This is a genomic window from Shewanella psychrophila, from assembly GCF_002005305.1.
GTDB lineage: Bacteria > Pseudomonadota > Gammaproteobacteria > Enterobacterales > Shewanellaceae > Shewanella > Shewanella psychrophila.
Window position 1 is genome coordinate 28,115 of record NZ_CP014782.1, and the last position, 17,329, is coordinate 45,443.

Sequence of the window (17,329 nt, forward strand, 5' to 3'; positions counted from 1 at the left end):
AAGGGGCAATATCATGAACAAGTGTCTTTTAGGCTTAATGAGTCTCGCTTTATTGGCTGGGTGCAGCAGTGATAACGACGATGGCAACAAGGCTCCTGAAGTGTCAGGCGTGTTTTCTGGGGTTAGCTATAGCGAAGCCGGCACCCCCTTAAAGGTGACGGCTACGGTAATCAATTTAGCTGCCTCTAACACGATTAATGAAACAATTGTCACACTATGGGACGAGAGAGATCGGCAGATGAGTTACTCAGGGGTCTATCATCTAGACTCTAATAGGCTGACTTTTGCTAACGAGCAATATGAGTGTATCCCGGATAATAATCTGTGGTTGTGTGCCTCTGCTGTTGAGAGCTTTACACTGCCTAAAATTACCCTGGAAACGGTAAGTGCCGATGGGTTACTGGGCAGTTATCGTGCTCAAGTTGAGTCTGAGCCTTATGAAGTGACCATAGCTGCGGATAACAAGATGACTATCTCGGGTGCAAGCTGTGAAGCGAATGGTTCAATATCCTATGAACTCAACGAGCAAGTATTGATGTTTGAGATGGCAGATAATGACTGTGGGTTCGAGCATCTGACTGGGATTATGAGTTATGTCAGCGATAACGATGAGCTGTACAGTCTCGAGTTTCAGACCATTAACACAGATTTCCCGAACACTTGGGTGAAGCTTTAAGATGAATAAAATAGAAGCTGGTGAATATACTCACCAGCTTCTATTTTTGTCAGACATTAAGTCCGACTCTTATGTGAACGGCTTTTTTGACAAGTGTGTCTTGTCGTTTACACATTTAGGACTTAAAAATAGCCACTTCTAAGGCATACTGCCATTCACTCTTAGGTTCGTGTCTACCTCATTAGAGCGGAAATAAGCAGTGTCACCTTTATTTATAATGCTGATTAATGATTGATTTAGATGTATATTTTTTAATAATTTAAAATTTAACAAATACCTGAGTGATTGAATCGCTATAATTAAATTCTGTTTTCCTGTCTTTGTTCCCTCCAATCCCATTGCCCGTTAAACTTGACCAAATATTTAATATTCTCTATAGGATAAACATCCTATGTCGCATCATACTATGTATATGATCTACCTAATAAAAGTGACTCATCTATGAACTCATTACCCATTGACAAGCTCTATCAAGAGTTTAAATCTGCCATCAAGGACAATCACTTAGTGGTGGAGTCGGATACTGGTTCGGGTAAATCTACCCGCTTGCCACTTTGGTGTGTAGGAGCCGGGTGTGTAGAAGTTGGGGATAGAGAGAGAGGGGGGACAGAGCCAAAAGAAGATGGAAAGCTTAGGCGAGTGTTAGTGGTGGAGCCTCGTAGAGTCGCCTGTTTGGCGCTGTCTTCATTTGTTAGTGAGCAAACTGAGTTAAAAGTGGGTCATGCCATACGTTTCGACTCTACCGTGACTGACGATACTCAAATAGCCTTCGTTACACCGGGTATTGCTCTACGTTGGCTGCAAGAAACCGGTTTAGCTAGTTTCGATACTGTGATTATTGATGAATTCCACGAACGCCGTTGGGATACTGACTTGTTGTTGGCCATGTTGAAGCTGAAGGCTCAATCTTCTCCTGAGTTTAGAATCATATTGACTTCGGCCACCATAGACGGTGAACGTTTGACCCGCTATTTAAGTAAAACAGCACATCGTTTAGTGACGGAAGGAAAAAGGTTCCACGTGGAACTAAAATTTCAGGCCAGTGAAAGTCACCATCTGCCTGACATTCGTGGCGTGGAACAAGGGGTGAAAACCGCTGTGTCGGGTCTGCTGCAAGAGACTGATGGAGATATACTGGTGTTTCTTCCTGGTAAGCGTGAGATTCAAAGCGCTATTCAAAGTTGTCAGCCTTTGATTATGGCCAGTGGTAAGCCATTGGAACTATTAGCACTCCATGGTGGTATCAGCCCTCAAGAGCAGAAGAATGTCTTGCAGCAAGCCGATCATCAGCGAGTCATCTTCGCCACCAATGTGGCGGAAACTTCATTGACTATCCCTGGGGTCTCCGCTGTGGTTGATACCGGGCTTGAGCGAAGAACCCATCAGCGCAACGGCCGTACAGTGCTTTCTCTTGCAAGAATATCTAAAGCCAGCTGTGACCAGAGAATGGGACGTGCTGGCCGTACGCAAAACGGTATCTGTATACGCTTATGGGGCAAGAATGCTCCCATGGAGGCTATGACACCGCCAGAGGTTCAACGTGAGGAGTTAGTGGAGCCTATGCTAGCTGCCGCTTGTTGTGGTTATAAGTTGTCTGAACTTAAGTTTGTCGATGATTTGCCGCTAAAATCAGTGGCTATTGCCGAGCAGAAGTTACTGGCTATGGGCGCTATAGATGACAGCGGGTTAATCACTGCTCATGGCAAAAAGCTATCCCCGTTACCGATAGATACTCAGTTTGCTCACCTTATCAGTGCTATGCCCGATGACATTTGTCGTGGCCTTATGATCGATCTCGCTGGGGCTCTGAGTGTGCCACAAGGCTTGTTCAAGTTACCCACCAGTGAATTTGATCTTAAGTTGCTGAGTGAATGGGAACCTCTGGGTTGTGATGCATTTACGCTAATAAAAATAGTCAGAGAGAAGCTCCCCGGTTTTCTTGGGGATGCCGATGCTGGCTATGTTCATCGGGGAGCTCGCAAAGAGGCGCGCATGCTTGCAAACCAGATCCGCTCGGCCCTGGGCTTGCAGAGTATCGAGCAATCATCCGCCTTGGTCAGCAAAGACATCGAGCTGCGCAGGCGTTGGTTGTTAGCCGTTATCAAGGCTGCACCTGAACTTGCCTACGTCAGGCGTGAAAAACGTATCACAGCCCTTGGAAACGGTTTTAGTGAGGCACAAATCGGCCGTGTCAGTCGTTTCTGTAGTGAGCTTAAGGGAGTCGATGGCAAGGAGCGTGCTTTAGGGGCGGTGATATTCGATCTGCACTCTATAGCCGGTAAAGGGGCAAAGCAAACACTTAATCTAGCCTCTTGTATGGCACCAGTTTCATTTAACTTCTTGTTAGAGGCTCAGTTAGGTGAGGAGCGCCTAGGAGACACTAAAGAGAAGGGGCAGAGTCATAAGCTGGTGGTTGAGACTATTTACGCTGGTAGAGTGATAGGTTCTCGTCTGAAAAAAGTTGAGGGAGAGCAGGCGATAGAGGCTATTGTGCGTAGCATAGACGTTGGCCGGCAATTTAAGGGGTTATCCCAGCGTTTAAAAAACGATATTGCCGCCTGGAATATCTGGTTAGCCCTAGGAAAGGCCAAGGAGCAATTTGCTGAATCGGGTCAAATTAACAGTTTAGGTGAAGAACCATTAGTGTTCGATGTCTATCTTATGGAGAGGTTAAATGAGCTTGGGGTGGAAAGTTTTGATGATCTGGAGCTGATAGAGGCGGATGATCTCTTGTTCGAGGGGATACCTGATTGGCTGCGTGAAGAGTTCGATAGCTTGTACCCGGCTAAATTGATATTAGCTGACCTCAAACTTACCGTTGAATACCAAGCTAAACGTAAGCTAGTGACACTGGTTTACGCTAATGGATCACGTAAAACTGGCCCTAAGCGCTGGGAGTTACCTCGCTGGCAAGGTTGGAAGATTCAATACCGGAAGGCCAGCCGAGTTATAGATGTAAAGTGATTCATATTAGCTAGCGGTTGGATGTGATAATCGAGGGTTTTATCGGCTATATTTAAATGTTTTGATCCGTTTTTAGGTTTCAATTTTGAGAGATATATTGAGCATAAACTTAAAAGCATCGAAGTTATAAAAATCATTTTTGATCTTTGCCCGATCAGATCGATTTTGATCAGTAGAATTAAAATTCGTTTTGCGTATAACTTTTTAGCTAAGATCTTAAATTTTGTATTTTACAAGTAAAATCGGCATTTTTATCCACAAAGAGAATTGTTTTATATCAGTAGGTTAGGTTTTGATCTGCTCGATATTTGAATAAATGATCTAAATTTACATTGCTTGTTGATATCTCTGTTGATGATTTTGATCGAGATCAAAAAACGTACAGGCTTAGATCTGCTATTTTTATCGGCTAAAATAGTGGCTTTAACGGCTAATTTAGCTGCATAAAGCATAATATTCAGTCGTTCGTTTTATTTTAAAATATGAGTATTTAATATTGTCGTGAAACTTGTCGATCTGAGGAGCTAGGTCTTAGAAGCCATTTTCTAGGATCGAAACGCTGGATTCCGGCCAAAAGAATGCCGGAATGACGCAGGGGGAAATAGGGAAGGAGTGCCTCGGATCTTTAATTAGCGCAGCGTCGTCTTAGCTTTAACAGGATGAAGTCCGTCGAACAGCGAAGCGTCCGTCTTTTGCCGAGGTCTTTACTTCCCTATACAGAAGGAGCTGAAGATCTTTCCGAGTAGATCGTCTGAGGTGAATTTACCTGTGATCTCAGAAAGTGCCATCTGAGTCATGCGTAACTCTTCGGCAAGTAATTCACCGGCCAGGTAAACCTCTAACTGCTCTTTGCCTAACATCAGGTGACTGCTGGCTAGATCAAGTGCCTCTAAATGACGACGACGTGCGATAAAGCCGCCTTCGAGATTACTCTGATAACCCATAAGGGATTTCAGGTGTTGTTTGACGGAATCGACACCTAAACCTGTCTTAGCTGAGATGCGAAATACTGGATGGCCGTGATCTTCGGTGAGTTCTAGTGATTCGCCTGTGATGTCTGCCTTGTTACGTACCACTGTAATACCTAGTTTCTTAGGTAAGCGATCGATAAAGTCAGGCCATATTTCGTGCGGATCTACTGCATTTGTTGTGGTGCCATCGACCATAAACAGCACCTGATCGGCGGTTTCTATTTCGGCCCAGGCTCGTTCGATCCCTATCTGTTCGACGGTATCCGAGGTGTCACGTAATCCAGCTGTGTCGATAATATGCAGTGGCATGCCATCGAGATGGATATGTTCACGTAGTACGTCACGGGTCGTGCCTGCTATTTCGGTGACGATGGCAGACTCTTTACCCGCAAGTGCGTTAAGAAGGCTAGATTTCCCCGCATTGGGTCGACCTGCAATCACTACCTTCATACCTTCACGGATTATCGAACCTTGCTTGGCGCTGGCCTTAACCGAATCCAGTCTGGTGATGATCTTGTTGAGTGAACCGGCAATCTTTCCGTCTGAGAGGAAGTCTACTTCTTCATCGGGAAAGTCTATGGCTGCCTCGACGTATAGGCGCAAGTTAGTGACCTGTTCGACTAATGCATGTACTTCTGTCGAAAATTCGCCTTGGAGCGAGTTCAGTGCGCTCTTAGCAGCTTGTTCGCTGGTGGCATCGATAAGATCGGCGATGGCTTCGGCCTGGGTGAGATCTAATTTGTCATTCATGAAGGCCTGTTCGCTAAACTCACCGGGTCTGGCGATGCGAATGCCTTTGGTTTCCATTACACGCTTGATCAGCATATCGAGCACGATTTGGCCGCCATGACCTTGTAGTTCCAGTACATCTTCACCGGTAAAGGAGTTAGGGCCCTGGAAATAGAGGGCGATACCTTGATCGATCACTTCACCATCGGCAGTCTTAAAATCACAGTAGTCGGCATATCGTGTCTTGGGAATGTGTCCAAGCATGGCCATAGCTACTTCGCTGGCCTGATCGCCGGAGATACGAATGATACCTACACCACCACGCCCTGGAGCGGTTGCTTGTGCCACGATAGTATCTGCTGTCATTACTGTGATTCCTACTCTTGTTCAAGGGTATAAAATGGGTGTGAAACTGAAAGGCTCAGTCTCTCATAAAAAGCAAAAAGCGGTTGATACCTAAGTATCAACCGCTTTTCAATTAACGCTTATTTGGTATCAGACTTATTTTAAGCCTTTCTTCGCCAGACCTGCGTAGATTATTTTCTGCTGCGTGATAGCAACTAAGTTACCTACTAACCAGTAAAGTACCAGACCGGCAGGGAACCACAGGAAGAACACAGTAAATACTACAGGCATCCACTGCATCATCTTCTGTTGCATAGGATCCATAGTCGGTGCCATAGGCTGCATCTTCTGCATGACGAACATGGAGATACCCATCAGAATCGGCATCACGTAGTAAGGATCTTGTACCGATAAATCGGTGATCCATAACATAAATGGTGCATGACGCAATTCAACACTTTCCAGTAGTACCCAGTAAAGTGCGATGAAAATTGGCATTTGTAGCAAGATAGGAAGACAGCCACCCATAGGGTTAACTTTCTCTTTCTTGTACAGTTCCATCATGGCTTGACCCATCTTCTGACGGTCATCGCCAAAGCGCTCTTTCATTTCAGCAAGTTTAGGCTGTAGATTACGCATCTTAGCCATAGACGTGTACTGAGCTTTAGTTAGCGGGAACAACATACCACGTACTGTAAGCGTGATAAGAATAATCGCTAGACCCCAGTTAGACACAATCGACTGGAAGAACATGAGTAGCTTGTAGATAGGAACAGCTATCCACCAAAGGAAACCATAATCTACTACTAGGTTAAGTGAGTCTGAGATTGCAGAAAGGGCTTCCTGATCTTTAGGACCTACATAGAACTCAGCATTGATAGTCTGAGTCGCACCCGGTGCAACATCATAGATGGCGCCACGGAAACCGATATTTGCCTGACCGCCTGCACTGATGCTAGAGAAGATGGTGTTCTGGTCACTTTCTGGTGGTACCCAAGCAGAAACGAAGTAGTGTTGCAGCATCGCTGCCCAACCACCTAAGGTCTTCTTATCCAGATTCTTATCAGCCATATCATCGAAGCTGTACTTCTCGTAACGAATGTCCGAAGTTGAGAAGGCGGCACCACGATAAGTCGGCATCATCATGCTGCTTTCGCTTTTCTTGATGCTGTGCTTAATCTGACCGTACATCTGAACTTGAAGCTGCTTATCTGTAGTGTTGTTGATGACATAATCGACATCAATCTTGAATTGACCACGGTGGAAGATAAACATCTTAGTGTACTTAGCACCGTCATCAGCAACATAGGTCAATGGTACTTCTAGAGTATCTTGACCCGAAGCCATGGTGAAGTCACGGGATGTACTGTCGAAGTGAGCACGGCCCTTAGAACTGCTGTCGATACCATTACGACCAATAAGACCACTTTGAGCTATGTAGTTAATATCTTTAGTCTGTTCAAGAAGAACGAATGGTTCGTCATTTTCCAGTTCTAGCTTATGTTCAACTAGGGCCGAGTAGACGATATCACCACCAACAGGATTAATCTTGATAACGAGTTGGTCGGTATTAACAGTGATCAATTCTTTTGAAGCTACAATTGCAGCTGGAAGCGCAGAATCAGCATCTGGAACATCTGAACTGTGCGCGTCTGTAGAATTTGATGCAGTCGTTACTGAAGTTGTTGTTTCAGTAGCTACTGGTTGCGGAGCTTGATCCATCTGCCATTGTTGCCAAAGCAAAAAGCTGACAAAAAGCAGACCGATAAGCAATATATTGCGTTGAGATTCCATAGCCTATTTATTACACCTGTGTTTTTTTGAGGGGACGGGATCAATACCGCCCGGATGCAAAGGGTGACATTTTAATACGCGTTTAGCTGTAAGCCAACTGCCTTTTACAAATCCATGCAAACGAATGGCTTCGATAGCATAATGTGAGCATGTTGGATGAAAGCGGCACTTATTAGCCCCCAGCAGGGGACTGATAAAGATTTGGTAGCCACGAATAATCGTGGTAGCTAGCCATTGTAACGGCGACTGAGTTTTCGCCATAGCTTTTCTACCAATTTATGGAGCTCTGCATTATCCATCTCTACAACGCCATTTCTGACCAAAACAACAATATCGACCGGAGGTATTTCGTGTTGATGCAAACGAAAGTTATCTCGGATGATACGTTTAATTCTGTTTCGCTGGTGAGCTTTCTTAACAAAACGCTTAGCAACAGTTAATCCAATACGTGGATGCTGCTCAGAATTCGGTATAGCAAGTAAGGTTATTTCAGCGGATGAAGCTTTGATAGGTTTTGCAAATACAGATTTGAATTGCGCGGGAGTTAACAAACGTAACTCCCGCGTAAAGGTATAGCTAGTCACTTGCATTTCTACTATTAAGCAGAAAGACGAGCGCGACCTTTAGCACGACGACGAGCTAGGACCTTGCGGCCTCCAACTGTAGCCATACGAGCGCGGAATCCGTGAGAACGCTTGCGCTTGAGGTTGCTTGGTTGAAAAGTACGTTTACTCATTGTGGCAATCCGTCTTTATGTTAGTTGAACAAAACCCAAATTCTCAAAATTGAGCAATAGGGGCAAAAAAGAGGCCGAATTGTAATCACTTTAACTTTGCTCGTCAACAAGCAAACGCATCAAGTGGCAAAATTCTAGCCATTTATTTTCTAGCCGACTTCGCCAAAGCCACCAGAATTTGTGGATAACTCTGTGTATGACCACTACATGTTGTGGATCTAGTGATCATTTAGTCGATCTAGGCGCGGTAATTATAGATCGATTCGGATCGCTTTATAAAGCTGGATTTGACGCTTTTTACAAATAATAGGATCGCCGTAGATCCTTTTGGATCGGTATCTTCTGCCAAAGGTGATCTATCTGGGGATAATTATATTATAAGGATAGCGATCCTAGTGATCTCAATATAGAATACACCTCTTTGTATGATCTTTTGGGGATAAGTACGTGGCGGTTTCACTTTGGCAGCAATGTCTCGGGCGACTACAAGATGAGCTCTCGTCTCAACAATTTAGTATGTGGATCAGACCGTTGCAAGCAGAAATGGATGGGAACACACTGGTTCTCTACGCGCCAAATCGCTTCGTACTCGACTGGGTCAGAGACAAGTATATTAACATCATCAATCAGTTTTTTACTGAACAGCTGGGTAGTGATGCACCTAAGTTACGCTTCGATATAGGCAGTAAACCTGCGGCTCCACGTCCGGTTCAGGCCACTCCTGCCATGGCTCCCCCGAGAGTAGAGATGAATTCCAGGCCGGCTAGGACTTCATTTAATGTGAATACTCCCGAACCTGCGATTATGGCAAATCACAGAAGCAATATTAATCCTGCTTATCAGTTTGAAAACTTTGTCGAGGGTAAGTCTAACCAATTGGGTAAGGCTGCGGCACTTCAGGTTGCTGAAAATCCTGGTGGCGCTTACAACCCGTTATTTCTCTATGGCGGTACCGGTTTAGGTAAGACTCACTTGTTGCATGCTGTGGGTAACAGCATCATTAAGAATAATCCCAATGCCAAAGTGGTTTACATGCATTCTGAGCGTTTCGTTCAGGATATGGTGAAAGCCCTGCAGAATAATGCCATCGAAGAGTTCAAACGTTATTACCGTAGCGTCGATGCTCTTTTTATCGATGATATTCAATTTTTTGCTAATAAAGATAGATCCCAGGAAGAGTTTTTCCATACCTTCAATGCGTTACTGGAAGGTAATCATCAGGTGATCCTGACCTCAGATAAATACCCGAAAGAGATCGATGGCGTAGAAGATCGTCTCAAGTCTCGTTTCGGTTGGGGTTTAACTGTAGCGATCGAGCCTCCTGAGTTAGAGACTCGTGTTGCCATCCTGATGCGTAAGGCGCAGGAGAGTGGTATCAATCTACCCGATGAAGTCGCTTTCTTCATCGCTAAGCGATTACGTTCTAATGTTCGTGAGCTCGAGGGTGCATTGAATCGAGTTATAGCTAATGCTAATTTTACCGGTCGCCCAATTACTATTGATTTCGTCCGCGAAGCTTTGCGAGATCTACTGGCGCTGCAGGAAAAGTTAGTCACCATAGATAATATTCAGAAGACTGTTGCCGAATATTACAAGATTAAGATGGCGGATATGCTGTCTAAGCGTCGCTCTCGCAGTGTCGCCAGACCTCGTCAGGTGGCTATGGCGCTATCGAAAGAATTAACAAACCAGAGCTTACCTGAGATAGGTGATGCCTTTGGTGGTCGTGATCATACAACTGTGTTGCACGCATGTCGTAAAATTGCACAGTTGCGCGAAGAAAGTCATGACATTAAAGAAGATTATGCTAACTTGATCCGTACGTTATCTTCATAAATCTGGGAAATTGAAACTGATGAAATTTTCAATTGATAGGGATGCCCTATTAAAGCCGCTGCAATTAGTTAATGGAGCGGTGGAGAGACGACATAACTTGCCTATTCTGGCAAACCTTTTAGTTGAAGTAAGTGGTCACTCACTTAAGATGACTGGTACCGACCTTGAAGTCGAATTAGTCGGTCAAGTCCAGTTAGAAGGTGATGTTCAAGAGGGGCGAATAACCGTTCCGGCGAAAAAATTCCTCGATATTGTTAAATCACTTCCCGATCAGGTCGAGTTAAAGATTGAGCAACAGGAAAATCGCCTGTTACTTAGATCTGGCCGTAGTCGCTTTACTTTAGCGACACTTCCGGCAGAAGAGTATCCCAATGTCGAAGCCTTCGAATCTGACATCGAATTTACCATTAAGCAAGGCACACTGAAGTCGATTATTGATGCGACTCAGTTTTCCATGGCTAACCAAGATGTGCGTTATTACCTTAACGGTCTGCTACTGGAAACCGACGGTAATGTGCTGCGTGCCATAGCAACCGACGGTCATCGCTTAGCCTTGAGTCATCGTCAAATAGAGGCGACTCTGCCTGAGAAGCAAGTTATCGTACCCCGTAAAGGTGTCGTAGAGTTGCAACGTCTATTCGAAGGTGAAGACTTAGATGTGACTATTGCCATAGGTGATAATGCCATACGTGCGACGACATCCAGTGCAGTATTAACCAGTAAGTTAGTTGACGGCCGTTTCCCAGATTATCGCCGAGTCTTGCCTAAGGGCGGCGATAAGGTTGTTATCGCCAGTCGTAATCATCTTAAACAAGCGCTATTACGTGCCTCGATTCTTTCCAATGAGAAGTTTCGTGGCGTGCGTGTTCAGCTTGAAAACAATCTGATTAAGATCACCGCCAACAATCCTGAGCAGGAAGAAGCGGAGGAGATCTTAGATGTGGAATATGACAACACGCCACTGGAGATAGGTTTCAACGTTAGTTACCTGTTGGATGTGCTCAATAACCTACCCTCAGACGATGTACGCATCACGCTTATCGATGGCAACTCTAGTGCATTGATCGAGAATCATATCGAAGAAGATTCTATGTATGTGGTTATGCCCATGAGGCTCTAGTCTTCATTCGACTAGATAAACATAAATTAATATTGAAGAGGCTGCTAACGCAGCCTTTTTTTTGGATGAAATCCGAGCTTTGATGTGGTCTGTGGATATGCTAATCTTCTTGGCTATTTGAATTTTTCCACCCGATTATTTGCGGCTTTTTTATCCGTTAAATTAAGTGCATTTTGTTAGCTTGCCTGAATAAGTGATTAATGAGCCATAAATGAGTTTGACGCGTCTTCATATTGAAACCTTTCGGAATATCGCTTCTGCTCAACTGCTTCCGGCCGAAGGGATTAATCTCATTTATGGTCAAAATGGCAGTGGAAAAACCAGTATTTTAGAAGCTATCTATTTTCTTGGTATGGGCCGCTCCTTTCGTAGCCACCTTTCCCAGCGTGTGATTCAACACTCGGATGATAAGTTAACCTTATTCGCTAACTTAAATGTGCAGGATAAAGAGAGCAAGATAGGTCTCAGACGATTTCGCAGCGGCGAGACCGAGGTCAAGATTGACGGCGATAAAGTTAAACGTTTATCGACCTTGGCCGAATCTTTGCCGATACAAGTGATCACTCCAGAGAGTTTTGCCTTGCTGTTTGAAGGGCCAAAATCGAGACGTCAGTTTATCGATTGGGGGGCGTTTCATTGTGATAAAAGTTTTCATTCGGCATGGGTTAATGTAAAGCGAATTTTAAAGCAACGAAATCAGTTACTTAAAAATGAGGCGAGCTACGCTCAGATTCAATATTGGGATAGAGAGTTAGTTCGTTATTCTGAAGTCGTGACAGATATAAGAACTGAATATGTAAACTCGTTAAATGAGCAACTTAAGGGTATAATCGGAGAGTTTTTACCTCTGGTCGATGTGAAGATTTCTTTCACCCGAGGTTGGGATAGTAAAACAGATTATGCGCAGCTCTTAGAGACGCAATATTCCAGAGATGTATCCAGCGGCAATACCGCTAGTGGTCCCCATAAAGCCGATTTGAGATTACGTGTCGGCACCTTGCCAGTTCAGGATGCTTTATCCCGAGGACAGTTGAAATTGTTAGTCTGTGCACTGCGTATTGCACAGGGAAAGTTACTTAAGCAGCAAATAGATAAGAATAGTATTTATCTGGTGGATGATCTTCCATCGGAATTGGATGCAAAGCACAGGCAATTGTTGCTGCAGCAGTTAACCGATACCGGCGCACAAGTTTTTGTCACCGCCATCGAGCCTGCAGCGATACTAGATTCGTTAAACACGCCACCGAGTAAGGTGTTCCATGTGGAACAGGGGCGTGTAACGGTAATTGAACAACCGACGAGAGAATAATATGTCAGAGAATAGTTACGATTCTTCGAGTATTAAGGTACTAAAAGGCCTTGATGCAGTACGGAAGAGACCAGGGATGTATATCGGTGATACCGACGACGGTTCAGGTCTACATCACATGGTATTCGAAGTGGTCGATAACTCTATCGATGAAGCTTTAGCGGGTCATTGTAATGAGGTTGTCATCACAATCCATGCCGATGGTTCGGTATCGGTGAAAGATGATGGTCGTGGTATTCCTGTGGAAATTCACCCAGAAGAGGGTATTTCGGCCGCAGAAGTGATCATGACCGTACTCCATGCGGGCGGTAAGTTCGATGATAACTCATACAAAGTCTCCGGTGGTCTTCATGGCGTGGGGGTTTCGGTTGTAAACGCTCTGTCTGAGAAGCTACAGCTTACTATTCGTCGTAACGGTAAGCTCTATGAGCAGTTCTACAGCATGGGTGAGCCCGATGCACCGATCAAAGAGATTGGCGATTCGACTAGTACGGGTACCGAGCTAAGATTCTGGCCAAGCCATGAGACCTTTTCCGATACTCTGTTCCATTTCGATATTCTGGTTAAACGGGTACGTGAGCTGTCATTCCTAAACTCAGGTGTAGGCATTCGCTTGGTTGATGAGCGTGATAACCGTGATGAGTTTTTCCAGTACCAAGGTGGCATAAGCGCCTTCGTCGATTACCTGAACGTGAATAAGACACCTGTGAATAAAGACGTGTTTCACTTTATTCAAGAGCGTGAAGACGGCATCACAGTCGAAGTGGCTATGCAGTGGAACGATGGTTTCCAGGAGAATATCTTCTGTTTCACCAATAACATTCCTCAGCGTGATGGTGGTACTCACCTTGCTGGCTTCCGTGGTGCCTTGACCCGTAACCTTAATGCCTACATGGAGCGTGAAGGTTATAACAAGAAGGGCAAGACTAGTGCTACTGGTGATGATGCCCGTGAAGGCCTGACTGCGGTTGTTTCGGTTAAGGTTCCGGATCCTAAGTTCAGCTCTCAGACTAAAGACAAGTTAGTTTCAAGTGAAGTTAAGTCGGCGGTTGAGCAGACCATGGGTGAGCAGTTGGGTGATTACCTGATGGAGCATCCAAACGAAGCCAAGTTGATAGTAGGTAAGATTATCGATGCGGCTCGTGCTCGTGAAGCGGCACGTAAAGCCCGTGAGATGACGCGTCGTAAAGGCGCATTAGATTTAGGTGGTCTGCCGGGTAAACTAGCTGATTGCCAAGAGAAAGACCCCGCGCTTTCTGAAATATACATAGTGGAAGGAGACTCTGCTGGCGGTAGCGCCAAGCAGGGACGTAACCGAAAGAATCAAGCTATTCTGCCATTGAAAGGTAAGATCTTAAACGTTGAGAAGGCTCGCTTCGATAAGATGCTTTCTTCTCAGGAAGTTGCGACTCTGATCACCGCACTAGGTTGTGGTATTGGTCGTGATGAATACGATCCCGATAAGACGCGTTACCACAACATCGTCATCATGACCGATGCCGACGTCGATGGGTCTCACATTCGAACTCTGCTGCTGACCTTCTTCTTCCGTCAGATGCCTGAGCTTATCGAACGTGGCTATATTTATATCGCCCAACCACCTCTCTATAAGGTGAAGAAAGGCAGACAGGAACAGTACCTGAAAGATGAACTTGCCTTGACTGAGTTTCTGACTAACTTGGCCTTAGACGGTGGTGAACTCCACGCCTCTGCTGATGCGCCGGCTATGTCGGGTGCACCGTTAGAGAAATTGGTTTATCAGTATCGTGAAGTTGAAACCATCTTTGAACGTTTAGAGCAGCGTTATCCGACTCTACTGACCGAGCGTATGCTCTATCATCCGGCACTGAGTACAGATGTGTTAGCCGACGAGGGTAAAGTTCAGAAATGGTGTGACGAGTTTGTCGCAGATCTAACAGAGAAAGAGTCTGGCGGTGTTATCTATAGCGCTGAGCCGATTTTGGATCCTGAGCGTAAAGTGTATCTGCCAAATGTGCACATACGTAAGCATGGTATCGATACCAGCTATCTGTTTACTTACGACTTCTTGACCTCAAGTGACTATGAGCGCATGGCTAAGCTTGCTGCGGCGCTTGAAGGACTTATCGTTGATGGCGGTTATGTTAAGCGTGGTGAGCGCGTCAAGGAGGTTTCTACCTTCGTCGAGGCACTTAACTGGCTGATGAATGATTCTAGACGTGGTCTCTATATCCAACGTTATAAGGGATTGGGCGAGATGAACCCTGAGCAACTTTGGGAAACCACTATGGATCCTGAGTCGCGCCGTATGCTGGTAGTGACTATTGAAGATGCCATCGGTGCCGATCAGTTGTTTACCTGTTTGATGGGTGATCAAGTTGAACCGCGTCGTAACTTCATCGAAGAGAATGCGTTGAACGTAGCGAACTTGGATGTCTAAATAGATCTGCTGCGCATCTCTATTGATGCCACTACGTGGCGTTAAGAGCTAAGCGTTAACAGTGAAAGATAAAGCCTCAGAGAAATCCGGGGCTTTTTTGTACATGGACCTTTTTTATAGAGTGCTTATCCCCGGAGTACAGGAGGTACTAGGAGGGGGGTTATATCTGGCCATTAATGTTCCCTTGTTGTAATCAAAGAGTATTGGCGTCTCCTTCTTAATCCCTTCTCACTCACCTTCTTTATTCCCTCTTTTCCAGCCCTGATTAACTTTTCTCAACGCTTTAAATCAAGAAGTTTGAATATTCTTAACCGTCTTGTTAAGGCTAAATTAGCGACACGTTAAGTGAGCCTTCAGCTAATGCTATAGGGTTCACTGCAAATGATACCAATGGGTATGAGTCGTTAATTTATTGAGCACTATGGAGGCTGTAATGCCCATGTTTAATCTCAGAAGTGCCGAGCATAGATTGAGTTTGATTCTATCAAGCTTAGTCATGCTTACTGTTTTGGCGCCTTCGGCTGCGCAGGCCGGAGAGTCACCTCAGTTGCTCAATATGTGTATTGCTTGCCATGGCGCTGTAGGCACTAATGACTTTCCCAATATTGCAGACTTACGATGGCAGAATCAGGAATATCTGGTTAAACAACTTCAGGCATTTAAATCCGGTGAGCGCAGTGACAAGACCATGTCTAAGGTGGCGCAGTTATTAACCGATGAAGATATGCAGAGCCTGGCGCAATATTTTTACACTGGAGAGAATAAATAATTATGAGTTTAGACAGACGAGCTTTTATTAAAGGGGCTATTGCTACCTCTGCGGTCGCTATATTGCCGGTTAAATGGGTATTTGCTGGAAATATGCCTCTGGGAATGGCCTCTCTGGATATTTCATCTTTAACCTGGAGTAAGGCTGAAGATCTTCCCGATTACTTCACTGTTTTGAATACAAAACCGTTAAATGCTTACCCAGCAGAGCACATGCTGGATAAGGCTGTGACTCCTGGTGATGTAGCATTCATTCGCTGGAATGGTCAGATGCCAGACTTTAAGGCTATGGATCTTAAAACCTGGACCTTCAAGGTGGATGGCGAATCTGTAAAGACACCTAAGACCTATACCTTAGATGAGCTAAAGCAAAGGTTTAAACATCATACCCGCAGACTCGTGCTTGAGTGTGGCGGTAATAGTCGGGTTAACTTCTTTCCCGGTACTAAGGGCAATCAGTGGAATAATGCTGCTGTGTACTGTTCTGAGTGGACAGGGGTCTTAGTCAGGGATGTGCTGTATGACTGTGGCATCAAGGAAGATGCCGTGTATACCGGACATCATGGTATCGACAAGCATCTTAGTGGTCACGGTGAGGCTATTTCACGAGGCGTGCCTATCGATGCTGCTCTGAGTGATGATGCCTTGATCGCCTGGTCGATGAACGGTGAAGATATCCCTTATATGCATGGTTATCCACTGCGTATTGTTTTCGGCGGACGGCCCGCTTCGGTATCACAGAAATGCGCGGTGGGGATCAGTGTACGAAACAAGGTACACGACGGTCATAAGATGGCGGCTCCTGCTTATCAGGTGCCTAAGTATCCGGTGGCTCCTGGTGAGAAAGTCGATAACAAAGACTTTGAGATAATTGAGCAGATGATTGTAAAGTCATTGATCACTTTCCCTGAATCCGGTACCGAGATGAAGCTTGGCAAGAAAACCGTGCTTCGTGGTCATGCCTGGGCTGGTTTGAGAGAAGTTATCAAGGTTGAGGTTAGCTATGACTATGGTACTCGCTGGCATATCGTTGAGCTAGAGAAGCCCAAGAACGCAACGGCCTGGCAGCAATGGCAGACAGAGTTAGACTTACCTGAGCAGGGGTATTATGAGATTTGGGCCAGAGCCACTGATAGCGAGGGTGATACCCAGCCTGTGGTGCAGCCTCAGTGGAACCCAAAAGGTTATATGTTTAATGGCTGCCATAGAATAGCCGTTAGGGTGGTCTGATGAAGTCCTTTATTCGGTTTGTCTGTCTGCTCCTGCTCTCTACATGCCTGCATGCTCAAGCCGTTGAACTAAGCGATACCAATACTTCAATTGCTAAGATTGATTACCCCGTCGATGCTAAATCCGGTTTGATTAAGGCACCTGGCTGGGAGTTAGTGAATGGTCAGTGTAACGCCTGTCACTCTAGTTTAATCGTGTCACAAAATCATGGTGATAGAGATTTTTGGCGAGAGACTATTCAGTGGATGGTGGATACACAGGGATTATGGGATCTGTCTGATACCTGGGATCCAACATTGGATTACTTAAGTACTTATTACAATCAAGTCGATATTGATATGACCTTGTTTCGACGTAAGCCAATAGATAAAGACCTGCTGCCACCAAGTCGGAAAGCCGATACTGGCACTGTGATAAAGAGGGAAGAGTAAG

Annotated in this window: 14 protein-coding genes; 9 read left to right on the top strand and 5 right to left on the bottom strand. The window is 45.2% G+C overall.

Annotated elements, in window-relative coordinates:
• Window positions 1–13 precede the first annotated feature (13 nt).
• Window positions 14–676 carry a hypothetical protein gene (locus sps_RS00145; RefSeq protein ID WP_077750621.1) on the top strand — a complete coding sequence of 221 codons (663 nt, stop codon included), beginning with the start codon at window positions 14–16 and terminating at the stop codon, window positions 674–676.
• A gap of 441 nt (window positions 677–1,117) precedes the next feature.
• Complete coding sequence (locus sps_RS00155; RefSeq protein WP_077750623.1) at window positions 1,118–3,640, top strand: helicase-related protein; 2,523 nt, start codon at window positions 1,118–1,120, stop codon at window positions 3,638–3,640.
• Window positions 3,641–4,344: 704 nt separating this feature from the next.
• Here sps_RS00155 and mnmE read toward each other — a convergent pair.
• From mnmE to rpmH, 5 genes are all read right to left on the bottom strand, one after another.
• Window positions 4,345–5,706 (bottom strand): tRNA uridine-5-carboxymethylaminomethyl(34) synthesis GTPase MnmE, encoded by a 1,362-nt coding sequence (gene mnmE, locus sps_RS00165; protein ID WP_077750625.1) that lies wholly within the window; start codon window positions 5,704–5,706, stop codon window positions 4,345–4,347.
• Between the two features lie 135 nt (window positions 5,707–5,841).
• Entirely contained in the window at window positions 5,842–7,479 is a 1,638-nt protein-coding gene (gene yidC / locus sps_RS00170; protein WP_077750626.1) for a membrane protein insertase YidC, read from the bottom strand.
• Between the two features lie 3 nt (window positions 7,480–7,482).
• Window positions 7,483–7,740 (bottom strand): membrane protein insertion efficiency factor YidD, encoded by a 258-nt coding sequence (gene yidD / locus sps_RS00175; RefSeq protein WP_077750627.1) that lies wholly within the window; start codon window positions 7,738–7,740, stop codon window positions 7,483–7,485.
• Complete coding sequence (gene rnpA, locus sps_RS00180) at window positions 7,707–8,063, bottom strand: ribonuclease P protein component (protein WP_149027194.1); 357 nt, start codon at window positions 8,061–8,063, stop codon at window positions 7,707–7,709. The genes yidD and rnpA overlap by 34 nt, the downstream gene beginning before the upstream one ends.
• Window positions 8,064–8,077: 14 nt before the next feature.
• Window positions 8,078–8,215 carry a 50S ribosomal protein L34 gene (gene rpmH, locus sps_RS00185; RefSeq protein WP_006083827.1) on the bottom strand — a complete coding sequence of 46 codons (138 nt, stop codon included), beginning with the start codon at window positions 8,213–8,215 and terminating at the stop codon, window positions 8,078–8,080.
• 447 nt (window positions 8,216–8,662) lie between these two features.
• Between rpmH and dnaA the strand changes: the two genes are divergently transcribed.
• From dnaA to sps_RS00220, 7 genes are all read left to right on the top strand, one after another.
• Window positions 8,663–10,051 carry a chromosomal replication initiator protein DnaA gene (gene dnaA, locus sps_RS00190; protein WP_077750629.1) on the top strand — a complete coding sequence of 463 codons (1,389 nt, stop codon included), beginning with the start codon at window positions 8,663–8,665 and terminating at the stop codon, window positions 10,049–10,051.
• A 19-nt stretch (window positions 10,052–10,070) separates the two neighbouring features.
• Window positions 10,071–11,171 (top strand): DNA polymerase III subunit beta, encoded by a 1,101-nt coding sequence (gene dnaN / locus sps_RS00195; protein WP_077750630.1) that lies wholly within the window; start codon window positions 10,071–10,073, stop codon window positions 11,169–11,171.
• Between the two features lie 211 nt (window positions 11,172–11,382).
• Window positions 11,383–12,480: a DNA replication/repair protein RecF gene (gene recF, locus sps_RS00200; protein ID WP_077750631.1), complete on the top strand. Its 1,098-nt coding sequence runs from the start codon at window positions 11,383–11,385 to the stop codon at window positions 12,478–12,480.
• A 1-nt stretch (window position 12,481) separates the two neighbouring features.
• On the top strand, window positions 12,482–14,899 hold the full coding sequence (gene gyrB, locus sps_RS00205; protein WP_077750632.1) for a DNA topoisomerase (ATP-hydrolyzing) subunit B: 2,418 nt from the start codon (window positions 12,482–12,484) through the stop codon (window positions 14,897–14,899).
• A 433-nt stretch (window positions 14,900–15,332) separates the two neighbouring features.
• Window positions 15,333–15,668, top strand: a complete 336-nt coding sequence (locus tag sps_RS00210) for a c-type cytochrome (protein WP_237157965.1) — start codon at window positions 15,333–15,335, stop codon at window positions 15,666–15,668.
• 2 nt (window positions 15,669–15,670) lie between these two features.
• On the top strand, window positions 15,671–16,897 hold the full coding sequence (locus sps_RS00215; RefSeq protein WP_077750633.1) for a sulfite oxidase: 1,227 nt from the start codon (window positions 15,671–15,673) through the stop codon (window positions 16,895–16,897).
• Window positions 16,897–17,328, top strand: coding sequence for a cytochrome C (locus sps_RS00220; RefSeq protein WP_149027195.1), 432 nt, complete (start codon window positions 16,897–16,899; stop codon window positions 17,326–17,328). The genes sps_RS00215 and sps_RS00220 overlap by 1 nt, the downstream gene beginning before the upstream one ends.
• Window position 17,329 lies beyond the last annotated feature (1 nt).

Bases quoted from the DNA above. Each gene is read 5' to 3' on its own strand.
- sps_RS00145 (WP_077750621.1), top strand. From the start codon at position 14: ATGAACAAGTGTCTTTTAGGCTTAATGAGTCTCGCTTTATTGGCTGGG.
- sps_RS00155 (WP_077750623.1), top strand. From the start codon at position 1,118: ATGAACTCATTACCCATTGACAAGCTCTATCAAGAGTTTAAATCTGCC.
- mnmE (WP_077750625.1), bottom strand. From the start codon at position 5,706: ATGACAGCAGATACTATCGTGGCACAAGCAACCGCTCCAGGGCGTGGT.
- yidC (WP_077750626.1), bottom strand. From the start codon at position 7,479: ATGGAATCTCAACGCAATATATTGCTTATCGGTCTGCTTTTTGTCAGC.
- yidD (WP_077750627.1), bottom strand. From the start codon at position 7,740: ATGGCGAAAACTCAGTCGCCGTTACAATGGCTAGCTACCACGATTATT.
- rpmH (WP_006083827.1), bottom strand. From the start codon at position 8,215: ATGAGTAAACGTACTTTTCAACCAAGCAACCTCAAGCGCAAGCGTTCT.
- dnaN (WP_077750630.1), top strand. From the start codon at position 10,071: ATGAAATTTTCAATTGATAGGGATGCCCTATTAAAGCCGCTGCAATTA.
- recF (WP_077750631.1), top strand. From the start codon at position 11,383: ATGAGTTTGACGCGTCTTCATATTGAAACCTTTCGGAATATCGCTTCT.
- gyrB (WP_077750632.1), top strand. From the start codon at position 12,482: ATGTCAGAGAATAGTTACGATTCTTCGAGTATTAAGGTACTAAAAGGC.
- sps_RS00210 (WP_237157965.1), top strand. From the start codon at position 15,333: ATGCCCATGTTTAATCTCAGAAGTGCCGAGCATAGATTGAGTTTGATT.
- sps_RS00215 (WP_077750633.1), top strand. From the start codon at position 15,671: ATGAGTTTAGACAGACGAGCTTTTATTAAAGGGGCTATTGCTACCTCT.
- sps_RS00220 (WP_149027195.1), top strand. From the start codon at position 16,897: ATGAAGTCCTTTATTCGGTTTGTCTGTCTGCTCCTGCTCTCTACATGC.